Origin of the sequence: Pedobacter sp. B4-66 (assembly GCF_018492665.1) — a bacterium.
In the GTDB taxonomy this organism is placed as follows: domain Bacteria; phylum Bacteroidota; class Bacteroidia; order Sphingobacteriales; family Sphingobacteriaceae; genus Pedobacter.
On sequence record NZ_JAFVME010000006.1, the window covers coordinates 592,921 to 614,300 of the forward strand.

Genomic DNA, 21,380 nt, shown 5'->3' on the forward strand with positions numbered 1-21,380 from the left:
CTTTATATACAAATGTCTAAACATCAATATCATTCAATCTTCTTGATCCTTCTGGGTTTTGTTTTCGCACGCAGTGTTTCTGCACAAACAAGTTCCGGACATGAACTCATTTCTACTACTCAAGGTCTCTCTCAAGGTCTGATTAATGATATGCTGCAAGACCGGGAGGGCTTTATCTGGATAGCCACCAAGGGTGGTCTCAACAGGTACGACGGCTACACTTTTAAGACATTCACTACCGATCTTCAGGACAACAGTTCCATCAGCAGCAATTCCATCAGCAATTTGCTCGAAGATCGATATGGAAGACTATGGGTAAGTACTTATGATGGCGGAGTGAATGTCTACAATAAAAAGACTGGCCGCTTTTTGCGAATTACTCAAAAACCGGACAATCCTTCAGGGCTTTCCAGCAATCGTATCGGATCTGCCATGGCTGAACTGCCCGACGGCAGAATATTGCTTTACCCAGATGGAGGTAGTCTTAGTGTTATTTCACTATCAGATGCCGCTAAATTAGCGATAACCACATTGAAGGTGCCTGAAAATCGAACAGTTTTTTCGATAGGGAAAGATGACAAGGGCTTTATTTGGGTGGGTTTTACGGATTATAGCATTTATATTTTTAATCCTTCCACACTCAGCTTAGCACTTCTATATGATGGAGAGCGTTTTACCAGTCTTATCGAAAAAACAGGCAAATTTATTTCAGCAAAATTCAGTCAAGGGTTAGATCCCTTTACCATACCACCTATTCGTGAAGAATTAATTGATTCCTTGGGGCAATTAAATCCTAACATGATTGGTAAAGGCAGCAAAGAGGAATTAATTATTGGCAACCACTTTCCCATCAAAAGGGGAGCATCTGGATGTAATCATTATGATTTCAGCGGAATAAAAGCTGGCGATAGCATGAAGGATGTGTATGCCCGCAATTTAAAAACGAACGTTAAAGATCAAAATATTAAGTGCCTGTTATTAGATCGGTCGGGTGTACTATGGGTAGGAACAATGGGGCATGGCATTTACAAATTTCGCATCCGGAATAATCGTTTTAATCCCATCCTGCCAAACCTGAGCGTACAGCGGCTAACAACTTGGGATAACGATATGATTTATGTGCAGGGATGGAGGGATACGAAATTAATAAACTCTGCAGGAAAGGAGTACATTAATCCAGTTAAACCCTTCATAAGCGATGCATATACAAACGTACTGAAGACCAAAAATGGCGACTATTGGTTATATTGGAAGGGCGTCGGTAAGCTATTCAGATACAATGCTGATAAGAAATTAGTGGCTAGTTACGCTGAACAAGTAAATACAACATCTACCGAGCAGCTTCAACCTCTAATGGAAGACAGTAAGCATCACATATGGCTTTGCGGAGCTAATGGTACGCTGGCAAGAGTTGATCCAAAGACAGGCAAAACATCAAAATTTGCCATAAATATTAAACAATATACCGGCACTGCGGCACTTACCCAAACAAATGCTTTTTACGAAGACGGGAAGGGCATTTTCTGGTTAGCTACCGAACATGGTTTTGCCCGACTCCAATTTGCCGCTGATGCTACCGAGCCTAAGGTAAAATGGTTTAAAAATATACCGGGGAATGGCAATTCATTAAGCTATAATTATGTATCGTGGTTTATGGATGACCCTGTTGATCCCGATTATCTGTGGGTTAGCACAAAAGGTGGTGGATTAAATCGGATGCAAAAATCAACCGGTAATTTTGTTCACTATACCACCAAAGAAGGATTGCCCAATGATGTAGTGTATCGCGTACTGGCAGATAACGCTGGTAATATCTGGGGCAGTACCAACAAAGGGTTATTTTGTTTGTTGGCTGAAAAAAAAGATGAACAACCGGTTTTTAGGGTGTTTAGCACCAGCGATGGCTTACAGTCTGACGAATTTAACACCAATGCGTTGGCTAAGTTAACCAATGGCGATTTTGTATTTGGAGGGGTAAACGGTGTTAATATTTTTAACCCCAAAAAAGTACTTGAAGGCAATTTTTCGCCCAATGTCTTTATAACAGCTATTCAGATTGGGAATAAAACGCTCGCACCTGGCGATAAAACAGGGATATTAACAGAAACCATTGAGAAAACGCCTGCCATTACATTGACTTACCTGCAGGACGTTGTTACTCTTGAGTTCTCTGCGCTTGATTTTACTGCACCCCAGCAAAACAAATACCGCTATCAATTAGTGGGAATAGATAAAGAATGGGTAGAGAGCGGTGTTCGACGGACCGCAACTTACCTCCATCTACCTGCCGGAAATTACCTTTTTAAGGTTCAGGGAAGTAATAGTCAGGGGATTTGGAGCGATCATATTGCTGAATTAAAAATACGGGTATTACCCCCATGGTGGCTAAGTTGGTGGGCATATCTTATCTATGCTTTGGTTATTTCATTCTCGGTTAGAGCGTACCTTAAGTTCAATGTGAATAAGGCCAAACTCCAATCTCAGTTAAACTATGAGCAATTGGAAGCCAGAAGAATGAAAGAGCTGGATTCTATTAAAACTCAATTATATACTAACATTACCCACGAATTCCGCACGCCACTTACAGTGATCCTGGGAATGGCTCAACAGGTAATAGAAAAGCCAACAGAATTGTTTCAAACCCGTATGGACATGATCATCCGTAATGGCCAAAGCCTCCTGGATCTTGTGAACCAGATGTTAGATCTTTCTAAGCTGGAAACTGGTAAAATGAATTTACAATTATCCAATGGAGATGTCATTCATTTTCTGCGTTATATAGTCGAATCTTTTCATTCTTTGGCTGAGAGCCAACAAAAACAATTACATTTTTTAACAGATATTGAGGTGCTTTACGTAGAATATGACGAGGAGAAATTAAGACAGATCGTTTCCAACCTGCTCTCTAACGCCATTAAATTCACCCCCGAAAAAGGGAATATTTATATCAGTGTAAGTAGGGAATCCATCAATATTGACAGCCCTACACTGATCATAAAAATAAAAGATACAGGAATAGGTATCTCTGAAGATCAGATACAGTTTGTTTTTGATCGTTTTTATCAGACTGATAATAGCCATACCCGTAATACAGAAGGCACAGGCATCGGGCTTGCGCTAACCAAAGAACTGGTAATGTTGATGGAGGGAGATATTAGCGTGAAAAGCCCTCCTACCGGAGCACTAAAGGGCACTGAATTTACCGTATCCCTTCCGTTAATGAAAGCGGCTCCGCTTGCGGAAAATATGCGGAAAGACTTTAAAGAGCAACGAAGTTCAGCACCCATTATACCGAACAATTCCGTCTTATCTATAACAGCTAATGAAGAAAGTGATACAAATGTGCCTTTGATATTGTTAGTTGAAGATAATGCTGATGTTGTGGCATATACAGCTTCCTGTATTTCTGAATACCGGCTGCTGGTAGGCACAAACGGTCGTGAGGGTTTTGATATCGCTACAGAGATGATTCCTGATCTAATTATAACTGACGTTATGATGCCCTTTATGGATGGTTTTGAACTGACGACAAGACTACGCCAAAATGAAAATACCAGCCATATCCCTATTATTATGTTAACGGCAAAAGCTGATATCAGTAGTAAAATTGAAGGTATTCAGCATGGCGCTGATGCCTATCTGGAAAAGCCATTCAATCAAAAAGAATTATTGGCAAGGATAAAAAAGTTACTGGAGATACGTAGAAACCTACAGCAGTATTATCTCAAGAAAGCCGGAATACATCGAAACAAGCTCATGGAACATCTGATCATGCCTGATAAAGTGATCGGTGAGCCTAAAGAAGACAGTTTTGTAAAAAGAACTAGAGAAGCCGTAGAGCAGAATCTGACCGATATCAATTTTACGGTAGAAAAGTTGAGCAAGCTTGTTTTTATGAGTCATTCGCAACTCCACCGTAAACTGGATGCAGTGACAGGATGTTCTCCCAATAAGTTTATCCGAATGATCCGACTTAAAAAAGCGATGGAATTATTGCAGGATCCTACCAACAGCATTGCTTCAGTTGCTATGGATTGTGGTTATGATGACCCAGGTTATTTTGCAAGGGTATTTAAGCAGGAATACAAGGTGACACCACAGAAATGGAGGGCATCAACTCATTAGAGTTATTAATTTAAAGGGGCAGTGCAAATAAACCTTTTTGCACTACCCCCATTAATACTTTAAAAAATGCTTGCTTAATTATAACCTGGATTTGGAGTTAATACTCCTTTCGAAAGGTCAATTTCCTTTTGCGGAATCGGCATCAGATAAAATCTATCATTCCATACCCTTTCCTGAGCTTGGGTATTTTTAATATTATTAATAGTTTTCATTACCTGAGGGGCAATCTTCCAACGACGAATATCCATATAACGCTGTCCTTCTAAAGCTAGCTCTACCCTGCGTTCGTTACGAATTACCTCTCTAAGCGCATCTTTACCTGCATATTTTACTCGATCAACAACAGGCATTCCTGAACGCGTTCTAACGGCATCAAGAGCCTCATAAACTGAATTATCCGGACCGCTAACCTCATTTTTAGCCTCAGCATACGTTAACAACACCTCAGCATAACGGATTAAGATTATGTTGGCATAGTTATCTACCTGTAGGCGATAAATTGCAGGGTCAACCATCTTGCGGAAATTGTATCCTGTTAATGACATATTGGAAGCTCCCTGAACCCAATTAAATTTATAATCGTCCTCAACTGCATTCCATGGTGAATCTTCAAACAAGATACTCGCATAAAAACGTGGATCACGGTTTTTATACTCATTAGCGAATAGGGGTTTTTTAGCAATATACCATGCAGCACGCTGTGCCGGATCTGTTGGTGTAACTGCCTCGCCCGTTTTATAACTGCCATAACTGTTTACCAATTCCTGAGTTGGAGTTACTGAGCTCCAACCACCAATAGTGCCTGGCAATAAATAAGTGTTTAAGAAATTAGCATCCTTTTGGTCAATTTGCTGACGGTCTAAAATCACTTCATTGTTGCCTTCATTTGCTTTATGAAAAAGAGCTTCGTAACTACGCAAGCCTAAGCGGAATTTCTTCTCATCAGCAGCATTTGCAAAAGTTACCCATTTGCTATAATCATCTTTAGCATCTATCGTTTCTTCAGCATCAACCTTAAATAAGGTATAGCCTAAAGTCATTACCTGACTAGCAGCATCTGCTGCCTGTTGGAATTGACCTTCATTTAAATAAACTCTTGCCTTAAGTGCCAGGGCCGCTCCTTTTGTGATTCTTCCTTTTTCATTAGGTTTACCACCTGCATAAGCTTGAGGTAAAATCTTAGAAACTGCCTCCAGTTCATCTGTAATAAATTTCACTACTTCTGCTCTTGGAGTTCTTTTCACATTTTCTTGTCCTAAGGTTAAAACTGATGTAATTAAAGGAACGTCTCCAAATTTATTTACCATTCTGGAATAAAATAAAGCCCTTAAAAACCGAACTTCTGCTTTATATCTTTCTAATAAAGCAGCATCTATTGTAGTTACTTTATCTGCATTGGCAAGGAAATAATTAGCGCGACGGATGTCGACAAAACTCCAACCAGCATCAGTAGTAGAAGTAAGTGATCCTGCAGAAACATCTGTAGCTGAACTTTCCCATGGATACTGGGCATGAGCATTGTCTGATGCACCATCCTCATAAATTATTCCATCGCCTGGCAGTTGATTATACACTGCCATAACAGCTTGATACACATCGTTAGGCGTTTTCCAAAATGTTGTTTCAGACAATTGATCTAACGGTGGTCTTTCCAAAAAATCTTTTTTACAAGAGGTTACAGTGCCAATTGTTAAAAGCCCTGTAAGTATATATATTGATGTTATTTTTTTCATGATATTCAAATTATTTCTGATTAAAACCCTGCACTTAAACCAATTGACCAAGTTTTCATACCTGGATAGCCTCCACGTCCAGAACCAGTCTCCGGATCATAATCTGCCAAACGCTTATCAGACATAACCGTAAATGGATTATTAGCAGCTCCATAAATTCTTAGTTTCGACAAGCCAATTCGTTTGCTTACATCTTGTGGAATCGTATAACCTAGAGTTATACCTCTTACCCTAAAATAAGAACCACTAAATAACCAGAATGATGAAATTGGGTTATAATTATGTGCTCCGGCCGCTGTAGTAAGAATACGTGGAAAATCAGCATTTCGATCAGGATTAGCACTTGTCCAACGGTTTAACCATTGTTCCTTAAGGTTTGCACCATTAAAGAAGGGATAAGCTGCTTCTTCAGATAAATAGGTCTTAACTTTTGCTACACCGTAAGTAAGTAAGCTAAAATCAAATCCTTTATATGTTGCATTAATATTAAAGCCATAATTTAACCATGGAACATCGTTACCAATTACCTTACGGTCAGCTGCATCGATCTTTTCATCTCCGTTTAGGTCTTTAAACTTAATATCACCCGGCTTGGTATTTACCGTTTGAAAAGCATGATTGGTTACGTCGGTAGCATCAACAAAAAGACCTTCGGCTTCATAACCATAAAAAGAACCTATTGATTCGCCTATTTTCTGTATATATTTCCCGTCAACAACCTCATTACCAGCCCCCAACTTTGTTATCTTACTGTTTATAATGGATAAATTACCACCAATACTGAAAGTAAAATCGTCACCAATTTTGTTATTATGATTAACAGCAAGCTCAAACCCTTTATTTCGGGTAGCTGCACCATTAGATAAAGGAAGTCCGCTATTTACGGCATCAGTAGTGCTTGTATTTACCCCAATTGTTGCAAGAGCAGGAACCCTCATCAGCAGTTCTTTAGTATCTTTAATATAGTAATCTGTAGTAATGTCTAATTTGCCATTAAACATACTTAGGTCAATTCCTATATTGGTCATAAAAACCTTTTCCCAACCAGTACGTGGATTTGAAAGTTTATCTGACCATACGCCTCCTTGAGGAGATTCCTCAAAGCTATATTGGTAACCGGTGTTTAAACGGTCATAATAGTTCCCCACACGTACAACTTCCTGGTTACCCAAAGAACCGTATGAACCACGTAATTTCAAATTATTTATCCAATTTACGTTTTTCATAAAATCCTCTTTATTAACATTCCATCCTGCTGAAAAAGATGGGAATACAGCTTGTCGCACATCTGCGCGGAAACGAGATGAATAATCAATACGTGTATTTACTTCAAAAAGGTATTTATCATTAAAAACGTAATTAAAACGACCAAATATAGAACGCATGGCCCAATCTTCCTCATTGCTTCGGTTTGCCTGTCCATCATCATCAGAATTCATATCTTCAGGATTTGAAGAACCAGATACCACAGTTGTCATATCGTTGTTAGGGAAATTTTTACGACCAACCAAAGCAGTTCTATACATGTTGCTTTCTTGCGATGCTCCTAAAGTTACTTTACCGTAATGTTTACCAAAAGTGCGCTCATAATCTGCAGTTCCCTGTACTAAAAGTTCTTTTCTTTTACGCCAGTACTCAAGCATATCATTCTGTACTTTTTGGGTCGAAGTCATTGGCTTGCCGGTTAAAAAGTCATTAATCGGATTCATGGTGTTATTAAAAGCCCATGAGTTACCATTTGTATACTTCAATGAAACCAAACCTTTTATCGATAGTCCATTAATTGGAGTTAAAGTAGCATTGGCAGCTGTTTGTAAGTAATTATCGCGATCCCAACCTTTACCACTTTCATCAATCATACGTACTTGATTACGGCCGGCAGTTTGTGAGTTTGCTTTCCCATTATCAATTGATCCCCATTCACCGTTGCTCTGACGAAATACTGAAGTAGGTAATGACCTGTTCAGCTCTGTCCAGCTCATGTTACCTGCACGGTCAAAATTTTGATTAATAAACGAAAAATTAGTTCCTACCTTCAAAATTTCAGGCACAACAGTGGTTTCTGTATTTAATTTAGCTACTATGCGATCCTGACTTCTGTTAGGGATAATAGATTCCTGATTAAGATAAGACACTCCTAAATAACTATTAGTGATTTTACCAGGTGCGTTTATGTTTAAATTGATATCACTTAATGGAGCAGTTTTACGAAGTACCTCTTTATACCAATCTGTATTTGGGTAAAGATCTGGTTTGGAGCCATCTTTATACCATTGGATTTGTTCATCTGTAAATAACGCTGCGGCGCCGGCATTTGTTAAAGCCTCATTGTAAAGTGTAGTATAGTCAGCAGAACCTGCATAGTGTGCGATCTTTGTAGGTGACTGCCATCCATAATTTGCATTTAGCTCAACTGTGGTTTTTTCTCCAGAACCACGTTTAGTTGTTACCATTATAACTCCATTTGCTGCTCTGGAACCATATAGTGCTGCTGAGGAGGCATCTTTTAAAACCGACATACTTGATACATCACTTGGATTTAAAGTTGCAAACTCTTGTGCAGAAGCTGGTATTCCATCGATAACATACATTGGGCTACCTGTACCTGCGGTAGTTACTAAGCTACCTCTCCCCCTAATGCTAACAGCGGTAGAAGCAGCTGCATCACGACTTACATCACCAGGGCGTTGTAAAATAGTTAAACCAGGAGAAATTCCCTGTAGTGCATTCTGTATAGAAGTTACCGGCCTATCTTTTAATTGCTTAGGGCTCACAGTAGCTATAGCACCAGTTAAACTGGTTTTTTTCTGGGTTCCATAAGCAACAACCACAATTTCAGTAAGGGAGCTACTCTGCGGTGTTAGTGTTATAATCATTTCCGCAGCAGCATCAGCTTTTACTTCCTTTGAATCATATCCTAGATAGGAGATCACTAGAATTGCGTTTTCATCTATCCCTTTTAAATTGAAACTCCCCGTAGCATCTGTAATATCAGCTCTTTTAGTTCCTTTAATTTTAATAGTAGCTCCCGGTAAACCAAGCCCCTTTTCATCAAGAACCCTTCCTGTTACATTTATTAATGCCTTAATAATTGTTTCCGGAAATTCAGGGCTGAAAGGCTTTTCTGAAACAATTATAGCATTATTGTTAAAGGAATAGTTTAGGTTTTGACCTGCAAAGATGATTTTTAATACTTCAAGGAATTCCTTATCCTTTACATCAATATTAACTGGTTTTGCATTTTTAAGCGTCGACTTGGTTACCATAAAGTCATATCCCGTTTGTAATCTGATCTTGTCAAAGATCTTTGTCAGTTTTGCATTTTTTTCAGATAGGGATATCTTCTGCGCAAAGGAGTTTGCACTGACTTGTAATATTACTGTGGTTAGTAATAAAATGGTTAGTTTCATAACCAATAGTAGTTTAGTTACGCCTCTTTTTTGGAGACATAGGTTTGGATTCCAAATTTTGTACATTTGTTTAGTTGGGTTAATAGCGAATGCATGTTCATTGTCCAGATGCCCTGCTACGCTAGGTTTTTTGTTTAGTTTTTGATTATTCAAGACAACCCATACATGGCCAGGATTTCGATTACAGTCGTTTCCTGGCTTTTTTTTTGGATTATCGGTGTATGTAATGGTTATTTCATCACGACAATCCTCCTTCCTTCAATTTTAAAATGAACTCCCTTGGTCTCTTCAAGCATTCTCAGTACTTGCGCAATGTTCTTAGTTCTGGAAATGGTACCGTTAAATTCTTCAGCAGAGATGGTTCCATCATATTCAACATCTACATCATACCATCTGGAGATTTTACGCATCACCGATTGAATATTTTCACTATTGAACCTAAAGTAATTGTTCTTCCATGCCATCACTTCTTCCATATCAGCATACACAATATTTATCTGATCATCCCCATCATTCTTAACCTGTGCTTGTTGCCCGGGTTTAATCACTAGGCCATTAGTACTATGGGTATTTACCACCTTAACGCTTCCTTCCAGAAGTGTTGTTTTTGTATCTGCCTCTTCTAAATAACCTTTTACATTAAAATGCGTACCCAAAACTTCTATAGTCTGGGTATTGGTAATTACTCTAAAAGGCATTTTTTTATTTTTAGAGACTTCAAAATAGGCTTCACCTTTTAGCTCAACCTTACGCTCATTTCCCTTAAAAATGGAAGGGTATTTTAGAGAGGAAGCCGCATTTAGCCAAACATTTGTGCCATCAGGTAAACGTATCTGATACTGTCCCCCTCTGGGAGTTTCAATAGTATTGTAATCGTTAGCACTTGAGTTTTTATTACCTACAACGGTATAAACCAGCTGTCCATCTGCTGTCTTTGTAATTTGTACACCATTCTGAGCGGCTAGAGTTCCGTTCTTCGAATCAGTTAGAGTAATCCGCTTTCCGTTTGACAAAGTCAGGTAAGCTTTATTACCACCTGTTTCGATATGTGAAGTAGAAGAAACAAATTGTTGTTTTTTACCACCGGATCTGTTGGTGTAGAGGTATAAGCCCAAAGCAGCAACAATAATTATAGAGGCAACTGCAGCAAAAGGTTTCCATAGAATAGTTCGCTTAACTCGCTTTTGAGGCAATGCAACTACTTGATCAAAAATCTGATCAGCTATGGTCCGATCCATAGAAATAATTTCCTCGTCGGAGAAGTCATACCATCCTTCTTCAACAATCTTCTCTAAAGTTTGTTTCAGATCTGGGTTGGCTAACAAGGACTTCCATTCCATCTGTTCCTGCTTAGTTAGAGTACCTGCCAAATAGTGCTGGTACAAATTACTTAATCTATACTTGGTCATTTTTATTGCTTAGTAAAAAGGAGATATCATTGCACTAAACAACACCCCTTTCTATTAAGACGAGTGAAGAGAAAAATCGGGGGTATCAAAAATGTTACTTTTTTAAAATAGCTTAAAAATGATGAGAAAGACCACTATATCTGTATGGGCATTTATATAGTTTCTTAAAAATCTTAATGCGAGTTTCATATAACTTTGAACCGTTAAGACTGAAAGTTTTAAACGGTTAGCAGCCTCTTCATATTTTAGTCCTTCAAGATGGCATAACTGATACACCAATTTTTGCTGCTGAGGCAACAAGGACACACCGTCATTTAGAATCTTTCGTACGTCATTCAATAGTATTTGTTCCTCGGTCTCGTTGTGACTTTCTTCCCAGGTATTCCCAAGTTTACGGTCAGTTTTAAGCTCAAGCTCTTTGCGCTTAAGTAAATCGATGGCACAGTTACGTGCAATTCTTTTTAAATAACTATCCAGGTTATTAATATTGAGTACGGCAGGCCCCATCAACCAAAGTTTAAGCATACTCTCCTGCACTACTTCTTCGGCGAGAAGTTGGGAATGCAATATTCGGATAGAAAAGGTATATATTTTGTTATGGTATTTCTGATAGATCTCCCTAAATGCCTGATGATCACCATCTGCTACTTTTGAAAGCAGGGCGCACTCAGCTACTACGTTTTCATTTAAATGAGTAATCATTTATGGATTTATCAATATCTCCCTCGACCTAAAAAAATATTTTAGACATTTACTTTTTCAATGTTAACCATAAATTTTAAAAATACAGCGAACAAGTTTTACAATTTTTTCAATAAGTAAACCTCTAAATCCTATTAGGAACCAACAACAATTAAAATATTTATAAAAGTTTCTTTCATTTATTACACAAGCAGAAATAAGCTACTTCCCGCTTTATTCGTTTTAAATACCGTGATTTTCGCTTTGATACCCTATTAAAAGAAAGCATGGAATGAAAAGTCTTAATTTCGTATATTATGCATAGATCGATTTATTCAAAAAACAAGAAACAAATTGCTTAAAAAATATAGCCCTTACCAATTACTTTTCATTAGCTTAATAGCTGCAATGTTTGTAATGTATCCGGATATCACATGGCTACCTTTCGATTTAGGAAGACTCGCTGGATCGGAGAAAACAAACTATATAGCTTTCTATCTATTAAGATTTACGTTCCTGGCAGCCCTGGTTTTTCTATTGATAAAAATCAACCTACAGCGCATAAAAACGCCCGACTTCAAAAAACGTTTCGGTTATAATGTAATTATTTCCATTATAGCCTATGCAATCTACGGAGGACTCTCGTTTTTGATGTATGCAAAGGTGAGACATTACGGTAGTCTAGTCCTGTTTCAGTTCTTTATTATTTCCATTTTAAGTACACTTATGGGGCATATCATAACCTTGTACAATGAGCAACGGAAAAGAGAACTCGAAATAGAGGAATTAAAGGTGAAGAATCTGGAAAGCCGTTATGATGCTTTAACAAACCAAATTAACCCACATTTCTTTTTTAATTCTCTTAACGGATTGACGTCGTTGATAAGGAAAAAGAATAACGAAGAAACATTGACCTATGTAAATAAACTCTCCGACGTATTTCGCTATATCCTTCAAAGTGACAAAAAAGGCCTGGTAACACTTGAAGAAGAACTAACTTTTGTTGATGCGTTTCGCTACATGATGGAAATCCGTTTTGCAAATAAACTAGAATACCACATCAATATTGATCAAAAAACACTGTCACAAAAAATACCTGTACTTTCTATTCTTCCCCTCCTAGATAATATAGTTGTTCACAATACGATAGACAGCGATCATAAAATGGTCATTAACATATTCGTTAATGAAAACAATGAGCTGGTAATTTCTAATCCTATTTATCCAAAACTGAGTCCACCTGTAACCAATGGAACAGGACTTAAAAACCTGGAAGGCCGCTTTTTGTTATTGATGAACAAACAAATTAAAACGGAGAACAAAGGGAATGTATTTAATGTTTACTTACCACTGGGATAATCAATATGAAGATACTAATTGTTGAAGATGAAACAGCTGCCTATGAAAGTTTGGTGGAGATTTTGAATGAAATTGATCCTACGATTGAAGTGATAGGCAATACCGAAAGTATTAGCCAGACTATTAACTGGCTTAACCAACGGCCCCTCCCCGATCTTATTTTAATGGACATCCATTTATCTGATGGCTCTGCGTTCCTGATTTTTGACCATATTGAAGTTGAAGTTCCGATTATTTTTACTACCGCTTATGACGAATATGCGATTGAGGCATTTAAAGTAAATAGCATTGACTATTTACTTAAACCAATAAAAACCAATGACTTAGAACGTTCACTTCAAAAATTCACTAAATTATCTCGCACAAACATCCTCGAGTATTTATCCAAAGTGAACCAGTTGGCTCCTACACCCCGCTTTACCAACAAACTCCTAATTCCAATCAATGACAAACTGTTACCCATTGATATGCAAGAGGTTTCCTTTTTCTATACAACAGATAAAACCACCTCTATTGCACTAAGTGATGGGAATACCTATAGTTACCCCAAAACCTTAGAGCAGATTTTTCCCACTTTAAACCCTGCCAATTTCTATCGTGCCAATAAACAATACATCATTTCACGCAATGCGGTCAAAAATATTACCGTATGGTTCGATAGTCGCTTGTTGATTACACTAGACAGAGAAGTACCTGAACGTATTTACATCAGTAAAAACAAAGCCGCAGATTTTAAAGCATGGCTTGTCAATGAATAAGCCAATGAGGTTTTGACCGCTATCTTTCGTCTTAAAGCTTAAGATTTTCGTGTTGCTCCCTCAACACAGAAAAGCATAACGTAATCTCCTGATATTTACCATATAAACATCAGAGCATTACCATTTTATGCAGTTAACAAGTAAGCAAGAAACCACAAATAACAGGATCACCGTTATTGATGCCATACGTGGCATTACATTAATAGGAATTTGTGCTACGCACGCTTTCCAACATTTTGGTGCATTTGCCAGTAACGCACAGCCTCCATTCCCTTGGATAGGCACTATGGATGAGATTACCAATTGGATATTACAGTATTTGATCATGGGTAAATTCTTCATTATATTCTCTTTTCTATTCGGTTTGAGTTTCTTTATCCAAATGGATAGTGCTTCTAAAAAAGGAATCGACTTCCGTAGACGTTTCCTATGGCGTTTAACACTACTCTTTATTATCGGATTATTGCACAGTGCTATATTTCGCAATGATATTTTAATCATCTATGCGGTATTAGGTGTGCCCCTGGTATTGATGTATCGTTGGCCTAGTAAATGGCTACTTTCCATAGCACTTTTTTTCATGTTGGGTGGTGCACAATTAACCTATATCGGATACAAATCTGTAGTTCCTGAAATACGCCAGGAACAAGTAGAAACATCAGTTGAACGAAGGGCAAGATGGCAGGAGATTTTTCTCAACGAATCTTTTTCCTCGAATGTTCATCACAATACTACCGAACAACTGAGTTTTAAATTCAATTTCCAATTCGGAGAATATGGCCGTGGCTATATGACTATGGGCTTTTTTATTTTGGGTTTACTGGTAGGCCGCATACGCTTGTTTCAAAATCTCGACAAGTACTGGGATTCTCTGTATAGAGGGGCTTGGATTGCTTTAGGGCTGGTACTCTTACTATATGCAAGTAAGCCTTTTTTACCTGGTGGTGAAAGACTAAGCTTAGCCGCATGGTTGGCCATCCCGGTAGATAGTTTAATAAACTTGCTTTCCGCCTATTTGTGGGTAGTCCTGATTATAGGGTTATACAAGAAAAGCTCAGTGCAAAAACGCCTGACCAAGGTAGTGAGTTACGGAAGAATGGGACTCACTAACTATATATTACAATCTGTGCTGGGTGTATTTATATTCTATGGCTACGGTTTAGCATTGCATCAAGAATTAGGTGTATTTTTAAGTGTAGTGGTATGTTTATCTTATACCTTTTTACAAATACAGATCAGCCATTATTGGTTAAAGAAGTTCCGATATGGACCAGTAGAATGGTTATGGAGATCTGGCACCTACCTAAAGTGGCAACCGTTAAAACAATAAACCCAAAACCATACAAACATGAAAACAATATTTCTAGGACTATTTCTATTATTTGCCACTGTACAATACGGTGCTGCACAAACATCAAATGGTACATCACCGGCACCTACCAAAGAGGAACAACAAATCATTGAGCTTTCCAAAACCAAATGGCTTTGGATGGCAGATAAGAATGTAGATTCATTAAATGTGTTGTTCGATACAAAATCTGTTTTTGTTCACATGGGCGGAAGCTGGGGAAAAGCACAGGAGATCAATGTGATCAAAGGTGGTGGAATTCATTACAAAAAAGCAGATATCCATTCGGTTTCAGTAAATATAATCGGTAATACTGCCATATTATTAAACAACATCACTTTACTAGCTGTTGTTGGTGGAAATGAAGTTACTAATCCATTTATTGTAACTGAGGTTTACATTAAAGAGAAAGGGCATTGGAAGATGGGTTCCCTCTCTTTTACCAAAATAAACACACCTGGTGGACAACGTTAATCAATTAGAATTATATGAAAAAAAATAAGGGAGTTCTATTATTACTTTCGGTCCTGTTGTTTTTCTCAGCCTGTATCGCTACAAAGCAACAGGTCGACCCCAAAAACCTGGTGATAAGTGAACAAGGTAGCTTTGCGGTAGGAGGAACAAAAACTACCGAACCTGGTAACTTTGATTTAAATAATGCTTTGAAACCGCAGGGACAGACCTTTCACGGAGATCATGCTTATGCTTTCTATCAAATCCCGGTAAAGGCGCGCAAATATCCCCTGGTGTTCCTTCATGGTGCAGGGCAATCTAAAAAAACATGGGAAACTACTCCCGATGGACGAGAGGGCTTCCAAAATATCTTCTTAAGGCGTGGTTTTGGAGTTTACCTTCTTGATCAGCCAAGGCGTGGAGAAGCAGGAAAAAGTAAAGTTCCAGCAACTATTACTCCATTTGCCGATGAGCAATTTTGGTTTACACAGTTCAGGATTGGTAATTACCCTAGCTATTTTCCAAATTCCCAGTTCCCTAAAGATTCGGCTTCCCTGGAGCAATTTTATAGACAAATGACCCCGAATACTGGCGATTTTGATGGCAATGTAATCTCTGACGCCATTTCTCAACTTTTCAATAAGATCGGCGAAGGTATACTCATCACTCATTCACAGGGAGGTGGTCCGAGTTGGTTTACGGCCATCAAAAATGACAAAGTTAAAGCCGTAGTAGCTTACGAACCCTACAGCAGCTTTGTATTCCCTAAAGGAGAACTGCCCTCACCGATAAAATCGGCAGGCCTTTTTGGTGAATTGAAAGGCACCGAAATACCGCTAACAGACTTCAATAAACTGACTAAGATCCCTATTGTTATTTACTATGGGGATAACATAGCAAAGGAACCTACTAAAATATGGAACAAAGACCATTGGCGTTCCGGATTAGAAATGGCAAGAATCTGGGCTGCTACAATTAACAAACACGGAGGCAATGCCACAGTTGTACATCTGCCAGAAATAGGAATTAATGGCAATACACATTTCCCTTTTTCAGATCTGAATAATGTAGAAATAGCTAACCTATTGTCAAAATGGCTAAAAGAAAAAGGTTTAGACAAATAATACAAAACACTAAAGAAAAAGATGAAGCTATTCCATATAATATCGATAACAGTATTAATCTGCGTGTTCTTTAATGCAACTGCACAACAAAAAAGCACTATGGAAAAAGCATTAAATTCCAAACAACAAAGCTTGATCTCCATTGCAGCAGTTACGGCCAAAGGCGTCCTATCAAAATTAAAGATAGAATTAAATAAAGGCCTTGATAGCGGATTAACTGTCAACCAGACCAGAGAGTCGATTGTTCATCTCTATGCCTATGCCGGATTTCCCCGGAGCATTAGAGGATTGCAAACACTAATGACAGTATTGGATGAACGCAAAGCTATAGGCATAAATGATAAAATGGGTACAGAAGCCTCTCCTATCACTGATCAACGCAGCAAGTACGAAAGAGGCAAATCAATATTAGGAGAATTAACCGGTGTGCCGGAGACAGGATCGAAAACAGGATATGCAGCGTTTGCACCTGAAATAGAGGTCTTTCTTAAAGAACATCTTTTCGCTGATATTTTTGAGAGAGATGTATTGACTTATGTTGAAAGAGAATTGGTAACTGTATCGGTACTCAGCAGTATTGGAGGTGTAGAGCCTATGTTGCGCTCACATTTAACCATCTGCCTAAATGTAGGTTTAACTCCAAACCAGTTACAACAATTCATCGAAACCATCAAATCTGCTATTGGTAAAAAAGAAGCAAAATCGGCACAACAAGTATTAGACGAAGTGCTAAAAACAAGAAGTAAAATTTAAAGCATGAAAAAATTAACATCAATAATTGCACTAGCAATATCAATGGGAGCTACAGATGTGGTAACTGCACAATCTACTCCAAAATCACATCAACAAAATCCGTTTACCTTGATTTATGAAGGTGCCATTACCAAAAATGAAAAAGGAAAAGTAAACATCCATCCGGTAAAATATAAACTGAACGGGATTGATATCGCTGCCAACGTTTATACTCCAGCAAATTACGATGGCACAAAGAAATATCCAGCAGTGGTGGTGGCACACCCTAATGGAGGTATAAAAGAGCAAACGGCCGGGCTGTATGCACAGCGTTTGGCCGAGGCAGGTTATATAACCATGGCTGCAGATGCTGCTTATCAAGGTGCTAGTGGCGGACTGCCTCGCCATACAGATAAACCAGCTAACCGCATCGAAGATATTCATGGCATGGCAGACTTTATCACTCAATACAAAGGGGTTGATGCCAACCGTTTAGGTGTTTTAGGTATCTGTGGTGGCGGTGGCTACACTTTAAAAGCAGCACAATCTGACAAACGATTTAAAGCCGTGGCAACCTTAAGCATGTTTAATTCTGGTGAGGTAAGACGCAACGGTTTCATGAACTCACAGCTTTCAACAATTCAGGAGCGATTGAAACAAGCCTCAGATGCTCGTGCCCAGGAAGCCGCAGGCGGTGAAATTATTTACGCTGGTGTAGCAATGCCAACAGACGAGGAAATTGCCAAAATCCCAACAGATTTATACCGCGAAGGATATGTGTATTACTACAAAACCCATGCACATCCAAATTCAACTTTTAAGTATACCATGAGCAGCCTTCTAGACTTAATGACCTTTGATGCCAGCACCAATATGGATTTAATTAATCAACCCCTATTGACGATAGTCGGAAGCAAAGCCGATACAAAATATATGACAGACGAAGCATTCCCAAAAGCAACCAATGCAAAAAGCAAGGAACTGTTTCTTATTGATGGAGCGACTCATATAGAAACCTATTGGAAGCCGGAATATGTGGCCCAAGCCGTAAGTAAATTGTTTAATTTCTATCAATCAAACCTTTAAAATTAAAGATGATGAACATTAAAAACATAGCTATACTATTTCTTATCGCAACAGTTTCATTGTCGTGTAAAGAGCAAAATAAGTCGGCACAGAAACCTCAAACCAATACCCAAGAACAAACCGTTTTTGCAAAAGGTAAACTGATAACGAATGATAATTTTACAGGAACCGTATGGTTAGAAAACTTAATTCAGCCCGACAGCATAAACCAGAACTCAGTAGGGAGTGTAACTTTTGAACCCGGAGCCAGAAGCAAATGGCATACTCATCCGGCAGGACAAATATTATTGGCAATTGATGGTGTTGGCTATTATCAGGAATTGGGGCAACCCAAAAAAATACTACGTAAAGGCGACTCAATAAAATGTCCACCAGATATTCCTCATTGGCACGGAGCAAGTTCAGATACCAAATTTATTCAAATAGCTATAACCGGAAGGGAAAAAGGTGAAACGACATGGTTGGAAGTTGTAACAGATAAAGAATATAGCAGTCCAGCTACATCAATATTTTAAATTCAGTCCACTGACCACTACTTTGTAAAGAAAACTTAAAATCGTGATTATATAATATTTCCCTGGTTAGCATCAACCCAATTCCCTGTCCATTCTTTGTAGTGCTAAAGAAGGGTGTAAAGAGCATTTGACTCACCTCATTTGAAATTCCAGGCCCGGTATTGGCAATTGAGATTGTTTTAGCAGAGGCCTGGATTTGAATACGTATTGTTCCTGATAAATTCACTGCTTCTATTGCATTTTTCAGAATATTAATAAATACCTGTTCCAATTGCTGGTAATCTGCAAATGCCTCAAATGGTAAAGAATCGGTCTCCCATAGCCAATCCACTTTCTTCTTACTGGCTTCGGGTTCCATCAATAAAACCACCGAACGAAGCAGCGAGTACAATTCTACTTCATGCCGAATAGGTTCCGGAACCCTAATTACCCTTGCAAAGTTCGACATCAAACTACTTAAGCCGTCATTGCGGCTTATCGAAACATTTAAGGCAGTCTCGTAATCTTCCTGATCCTCTTGCCCCAATTGACTTTTATAATTCAAACAACTGTTTAAAATAGAATTAATAGCACCAATTGAATTGTTTACCTCGTGCGACATCATCTTGATTACCTTCTCGTAGGCATTCTTTTCTTTAATATAGATTTCGCGGGTCAGCTCTTCAATAATGATAAAAGTTCTGGAATATCCCAGATCAGTAAACGTTGCCTTATGGCATTTATAAGATTTTAGTCCATTTAGGTTAACTACCTTAGGGTCGTTAACCTCCAAATCTATCAGCTCCTCTGCCAGCCTGCCCGAAATCTCATTCAAAGGTTTACCTAAAAACTTATCTTTCGATAAACCAAACATCTCTAGCGCTGCTGAATTTGCCGTTGCAATAGTCCCACTAAAATCAAAAATGATAATCCCGGAAGGAGAAGCTTCAATCAGTTTTTCAAGAAAAGAGCTTTTCTCAACCTGTAACAATCGCTCATGCCTTAACTGGTCAATCATCAGATTATATACATAAATCAGTTCATCCATCTCCGTATGGCCAATGCTATTTAGCTTTGCGCTGAAGTCCTTGTCTTTTAAAGTTTCGATTCCTGAAGAGATCGTATCAAAAGTTTGGCTTATCGATTTATACATCCAGCAGGAAAAAATCATGGAGATAAAAAGTAAAGCTTCCCCTATCAAAAATGTATTTCTGTTTACTACATAGAGCTCGGTAAGCAGATAGATAAATATCCCATGAATAACAATTGCCGACAGTAAAACTTTAGTTTTGAGTTTCATACGGAATATTATATTTTTCAAGTTTGCGATATAATGTACCTCTGCTTAACCCCAATGCTTTGGCCACTCTACTGATGTTGTTTTGATGAAAACTCATCGCATTTTTGATCATAGAAAGCTCCATTTCATCAATTGAAAGTGCGCCTACAGCCGGAAGATTTAGCGCTGTATTTGCCAAACGCTGTTCTTCAAGATGCTGTTCAAAATCCTTAATTTCAAGGTTATCTGATTCGCTTAACAAAACTGCACGTTCAATCAGGTTTTTAAGTTCACGTATATTCCCCGGAAGGGGCAATGATTTTAACCAATTGTAAGTCTTTTTATCAATCTGTAACTTAGGCCTGCTATAAATTTCTTTCAGGTTCTTTAAAAAGTAATTTGCCAAAATAGGGATATCCTCAGATCGTTCACGAAGTGGTGGAAGGCGAATAATAATCAGGTTAATACGGTAAAATAAGTCCTCCCGAAACTTATTACTGGCTATCATCTCACGTAAATCACGATTAGTTGCACAAACTACACGGAGGTCTACGGCACGTGTTCTACTATCGCCCAGTACTTCATACTTACGATCCTGTAGTACACGCAGCAGTTTTACCTGACTGTTTAAATCCAGATCTCCAATTTCATCTAAGAAAATGGTACCCTTATCTGCCAGTTCAAACCGCCCAACCCTATCGCTGCGTGCATCAGTAAAAGCCCCACGTTTATGCCCGAACATCTCACTTTCAAATAAACTGGATGAAATCCCTCCAAGATTCACCTTAACAAATGCCTTAAGCTTACGTCGGCTATTTTCGTGAATAGCTTCTGCTATCAGTTCTTTACCTGTTCCGCTTTCGCCAATAATCAACACTGAAGCATCGGTACGGCTAACCCTAGCTATGGTTTGGAGTACCTCTAACAGCTGAGGATCCTCTCCAACAATATTCTCAAAGCCATATTTTTCATTCAGCTTTTTCCTAGTCATCGCACCAGGCCTGTCCTGTTCATCAGATAAATCCAGGGCAGTTCTTAAGGAGCGCATCAAATGTTCATTATCCCAAGGTTTATTAATGAAATCTGTTGCGCCCAACTTCATACCCTCAACTGCTAATTTAATAGAACCCCAACCCGTCATTAAAATAACAGGTAGCATTGGATATGACTTTTTTATTTGTTGAAGCATAGCCAAACCATCATCTCCCGTAGTTTCCATAGAAAAGTTCATATCCAGTAAAACCGCTGCAATAGGTTTTTCTTTAAGATGCTTTAATGCTTCTTCCGGACCATGAGCCTTTATAGATTTGAAACCTTCTTGTTTTAAAAGAAGATTCAATGAGGCACATACCGCTATATCGTCATCAATAATAAGGATCATATTAAATA

The 21,380-nt window shown here is 38.4% G+C and carries 15 protein-coding genes; 9 read left to right on the forward strand and 6 right to left on the reverse strand.

What is annotated here, in order from left to right:
- Window positions 1-12: 12 nt before the first annotated feature.
- The gene (locus J1905_RS14175) at window positions 13-4,125 is read left to right on the forward strand and encodes an ATP-binding protein (RefSeq protein WP_214227928.1); all 4,113 of its coding nucleotides are present in this window, start codon (window positions 13-15) and stop codon (window positions 4,123-4,125) included.
- A gap of 74 nt (window positions 4,126-4,199) precedes the next feature.
- Here J1905_RS14175 and J1905_RS14180 read toward each other — a convergent pair whose 3' ends face one another.
- The 4 genes from J1905_RS14180 to J1905_RS14195 form a co-directional block, all read right to left on the reverse strand.
- Complete coding sequence (locus J1905_RS14180; RefSeq protein WP_214227929.1) at window positions 4,200-5,858, reverse strand: RagB/SusD family nutrient uptake outer membrane protein; 1,659 nt, start codon at window positions 5,856-5,858, stop codon at window positions 4,200-4,202.
- Window positions 5,859-5,878: 20 nt separating this feature from the next.
- Window positions 5,879-9,268 carry a TonB-dependent receptor gene (locus J1905_RS14185; protein WP_214227930.1) on the reverse strand — a complete coding sequence of 1,130 codons (3,390 nt, stop codon included), beginning with the start codon at window positions 9,266-9,268 and terminating at the stop codon, window positions 5,879-5,881.
- A gap of 230 nt (window positions 9,269-9,498) precedes the next feature.
- Window positions 9,499-10,677, reverse strand: a complete 1,179-nt coding sequence (locus J1905_RS14190; RefSeq protein ID WP_214227931.1) for a FecR family protein — start codon at window positions 10,675-10,677, stop codon at window positions 9,499-9,501.
- Between the two features lie 102 nt (window positions 10,678-10,779).
- Window positions 10,780-11,379 carry an RNA polymerase sigma factor gene (locus J1905_RS14195; protein ID WP_214227932.1) on the reverse strand — a complete coding sequence of 200 codons (600 nt, stop codon included), beginning with the start codon at window positions 11,377-11,379 and terminating at the stop codon, window positions 10,780-10,782.
- 333 nt (window positions 11,380-11,712) lie between these two features.
- Between J1905_RS14195 and J1905_RS14200 the strand changes: the two genes are divergently transcribed.
- The 8 genes from J1905_RS14200 (at window position 11,713) to J1905_RS14235 (ending at window position 18,733) form a co-directional block, all read left to right on the forward strand.
- Window positions 11,713-12,717, forward strand: coding sequence for a sensor histidine kinase (locus tag J1905_RS14200; protein WP_214227933.1), 1,005 nt, complete (start codon window positions 11,713-11,715; stop codon window positions 12,715-12,717).
- A 5-nt stretch (window positions 12,718-12,722) separates the two neighbouring features.
- Window positions 12,723-13,475, forward strand: a complete 753-nt coding sequence (locus tag J1905_RS14205; protein ID WP_214227934.1) for a LytR/AlgR family response regulator transcription factor — start codon at window positions 12,723-12,725, stop codon at window positions 13,473-13,475.
- Window positions 13,476-13,602: 127 nt separating this feature from the next.
- Window positions 13,603-14,805 (forward strand): DUF418 domain-containing protein, encoded by a 1,203-nt coding sequence (locus J1905_RS14210; protein WP_214227935.1) that lies wholly within the window; start codon window positions 13,603-13,605, stop codon window positions 14,803-14,805.
- An 18-nt stretch (window positions 14,806-14,823) separates the two neighbouring features.
- Entirely contained in the window at window positions 14,824-15,297 is a 474-nt protein-coding gene (locus J1905_RS14215) for a nuclear transport factor 2 family protein (protein ID WP_214227936.1), read from the forward strand.
- Window positions 15,298-15,311: 14 nt separating this feature from the next.
- The gene (locus tag J1905_RS14220) at window positions 15,312-16,400 is read left to right on the forward strand and encodes an alpha/beta hydrolase (RefSeq protein WP_214227937.1); all 1,089 of its coding nucleotides are present in this window, start codon (window positions 15,312-15,314) and stop codon (window positions 16,398-16,400) included.
- A 99-nt stretch (window positions 16,401-16,499) separates the two neighbouring features.
- Window positions 16,500-17,153 (forward strand): carboxymuconolactone decarboxylase family protein, encoded by a 654-nt coding sequence (locus tag J1905_RS14225; RefSeq protein WP_250318096.1) that lies wholly within the window; start codon window positions 16,500-16,502, stop codon window positions 17,151-17,153.
- A 3-nt stretch (window positions 17,154-17,156) separates the two neighbouring features.
- Window positions 17,157-18,218 (forward strand): alpha/beta hydrolase, encoded by a 1,062-nt coding sequence (locus tag J1905_RS14230; RefSeq protein WP_214227939.1) that lies wholly within the window; start codon window positions 17,157-17,159, stop codon window positions 18,216-18,218.
- Between the two features lie 8 nt (window positions 18,219-18,226).
- On the forward strand, window positions 18,227-18,733 hold the full coding sequence (locus tag J1905_RS14235) for a cupin domain-containing protein (protein ID WP_214227940.1): 507 nt from the start codon (window positions 18,227-18,229) through the stop codon (window positions 18,731-18,733).
- Here the strand turns inward: J1905_RS14235 and J1905_RS14240 are convergent.
- Together J1905_RS14240 and J1905_RS14245 are read right to left on the reverse strand one after the other, a co-directional pair.
- Window positions 18,717-20,012 (reverse strand): sensor histidine kinase, encoded by a 1,296-nt coding sequence (locus J1905_RS14240; protein ID WP_214227941.1) that lies wholly within the window; start codon window positions 20,010-20,012, stop codon window positions 18,717-18,719. The genes J1905_RS14235 and J1905_RS14240 overlap by 17 nt on opposite strands.
- On the reverse strand, window positions 19,996-21,372 hold the full coding sequence (locus J1905_RS14245) for a sigma-54-dependent transcriptional regulator (protein ID WP_214227942.1): 1,377 nt from the start codon (window positions 21,370-21,372) through the stop codon (window positions 19,996-19,998). The genes J1905_RS14240 and J1905_RS14245 overlap by 17 nt, the downstream gene beginning before the upstream one ends.
- Window positions 21,373-21,380: the final 8 nt, after the last annotated feature.

Coding starts and splice junctions, on each gene's coding strand:
- J1905_RS14175 (WP_214227928.1), top strand. CDS start 13: ATGTCTAAACATCAATATCATTCAATCTTCTTGATCCTTCTGGGTTTT.
- J1905_RS14180 (WP_214227929.1), bottom strand. CDS start 5,858: ATGAAAAAAATAACATCAATATATATACTTACAGGGCTTTTAACAATT.
- J1905_RS14185 (WP_214227930.1), bottom strand. CDS start 9,268: ATGAAACTAACCATTTTATTACTAACCACAGTAATATTACAAGTCAGT.
- J1905_RS14190 (WP_214227931.1), bottom strand. CDS start 10,677: ATGACCAAGTATAGATTAAGTAATTTGTACCAGCACTATTTGGCAGGT.
- J1905_RS14195 (WP_214227932.1), bottom strand. CDS start 11,379: ATGATTACTCATTTAAATGAAAACGTAGTAGCTGAGTGCGCCCTGCTT.
- J1905_RS14205 (WP_214227934.1), top strand. CDS start 12,723: ATGAAGATACTAATTGTTGAAGATGAAACAGCTGCCTATGAAAGTTTG.
- J1905_RS14210 (WP_214227935.1), top strand. CDS start 13,603: ATGCAGTTAACAAGTAAGCAAGAAACCACAAATAACAGGATCACCGTT.
- J1905_RS14215 (WP_214227936.1), top strand. CDS start 14,824: ATGAAAACAATATTTCTAGGACTATTTCTATTATTTGCCACTGTACAA.
- J1905_RS14220 (WP_214227937.1), top strand. CDS start 15,312: ATGAAAAAAAATAAGGGAGTTCTATTATTACTTTCGGTCCTGTTGTTT.
- J1905_RS14225 (WP_250318096.1), top strand. CDS start 16,500: ATGGAAAAAGCATTAAATTCCAAACAACAAAGCTTGATCTCCATTGCA.
- J1905_RS14230 (WP_214227939.1), top strand. CDS start 17,157: ATGAAAAAATTAACATCAATAATTGCACTAGCAATATCAATGGGAGCT.
- J1905_RS14235 (WP_214227940.1), top strand. CDS start 18,227: ATGATGAACATTAAAAACATAGCTATACTATTTCTTATCGCAACAGTT.
- J1905_RS14240 (WP_214227941.1), bottom strand. CDS start 20,012: ATGAAACTCAAAACTAAAGTTTTACTGTCGGCAATTGTTATTCATGGG.
- J1905_RS14245 (WP_214227942.1), bottom strand. CDS start 21,372: ATGATCCTTATTATTGATGACGATATAGCGGTATGTGCCTCATTGAAT.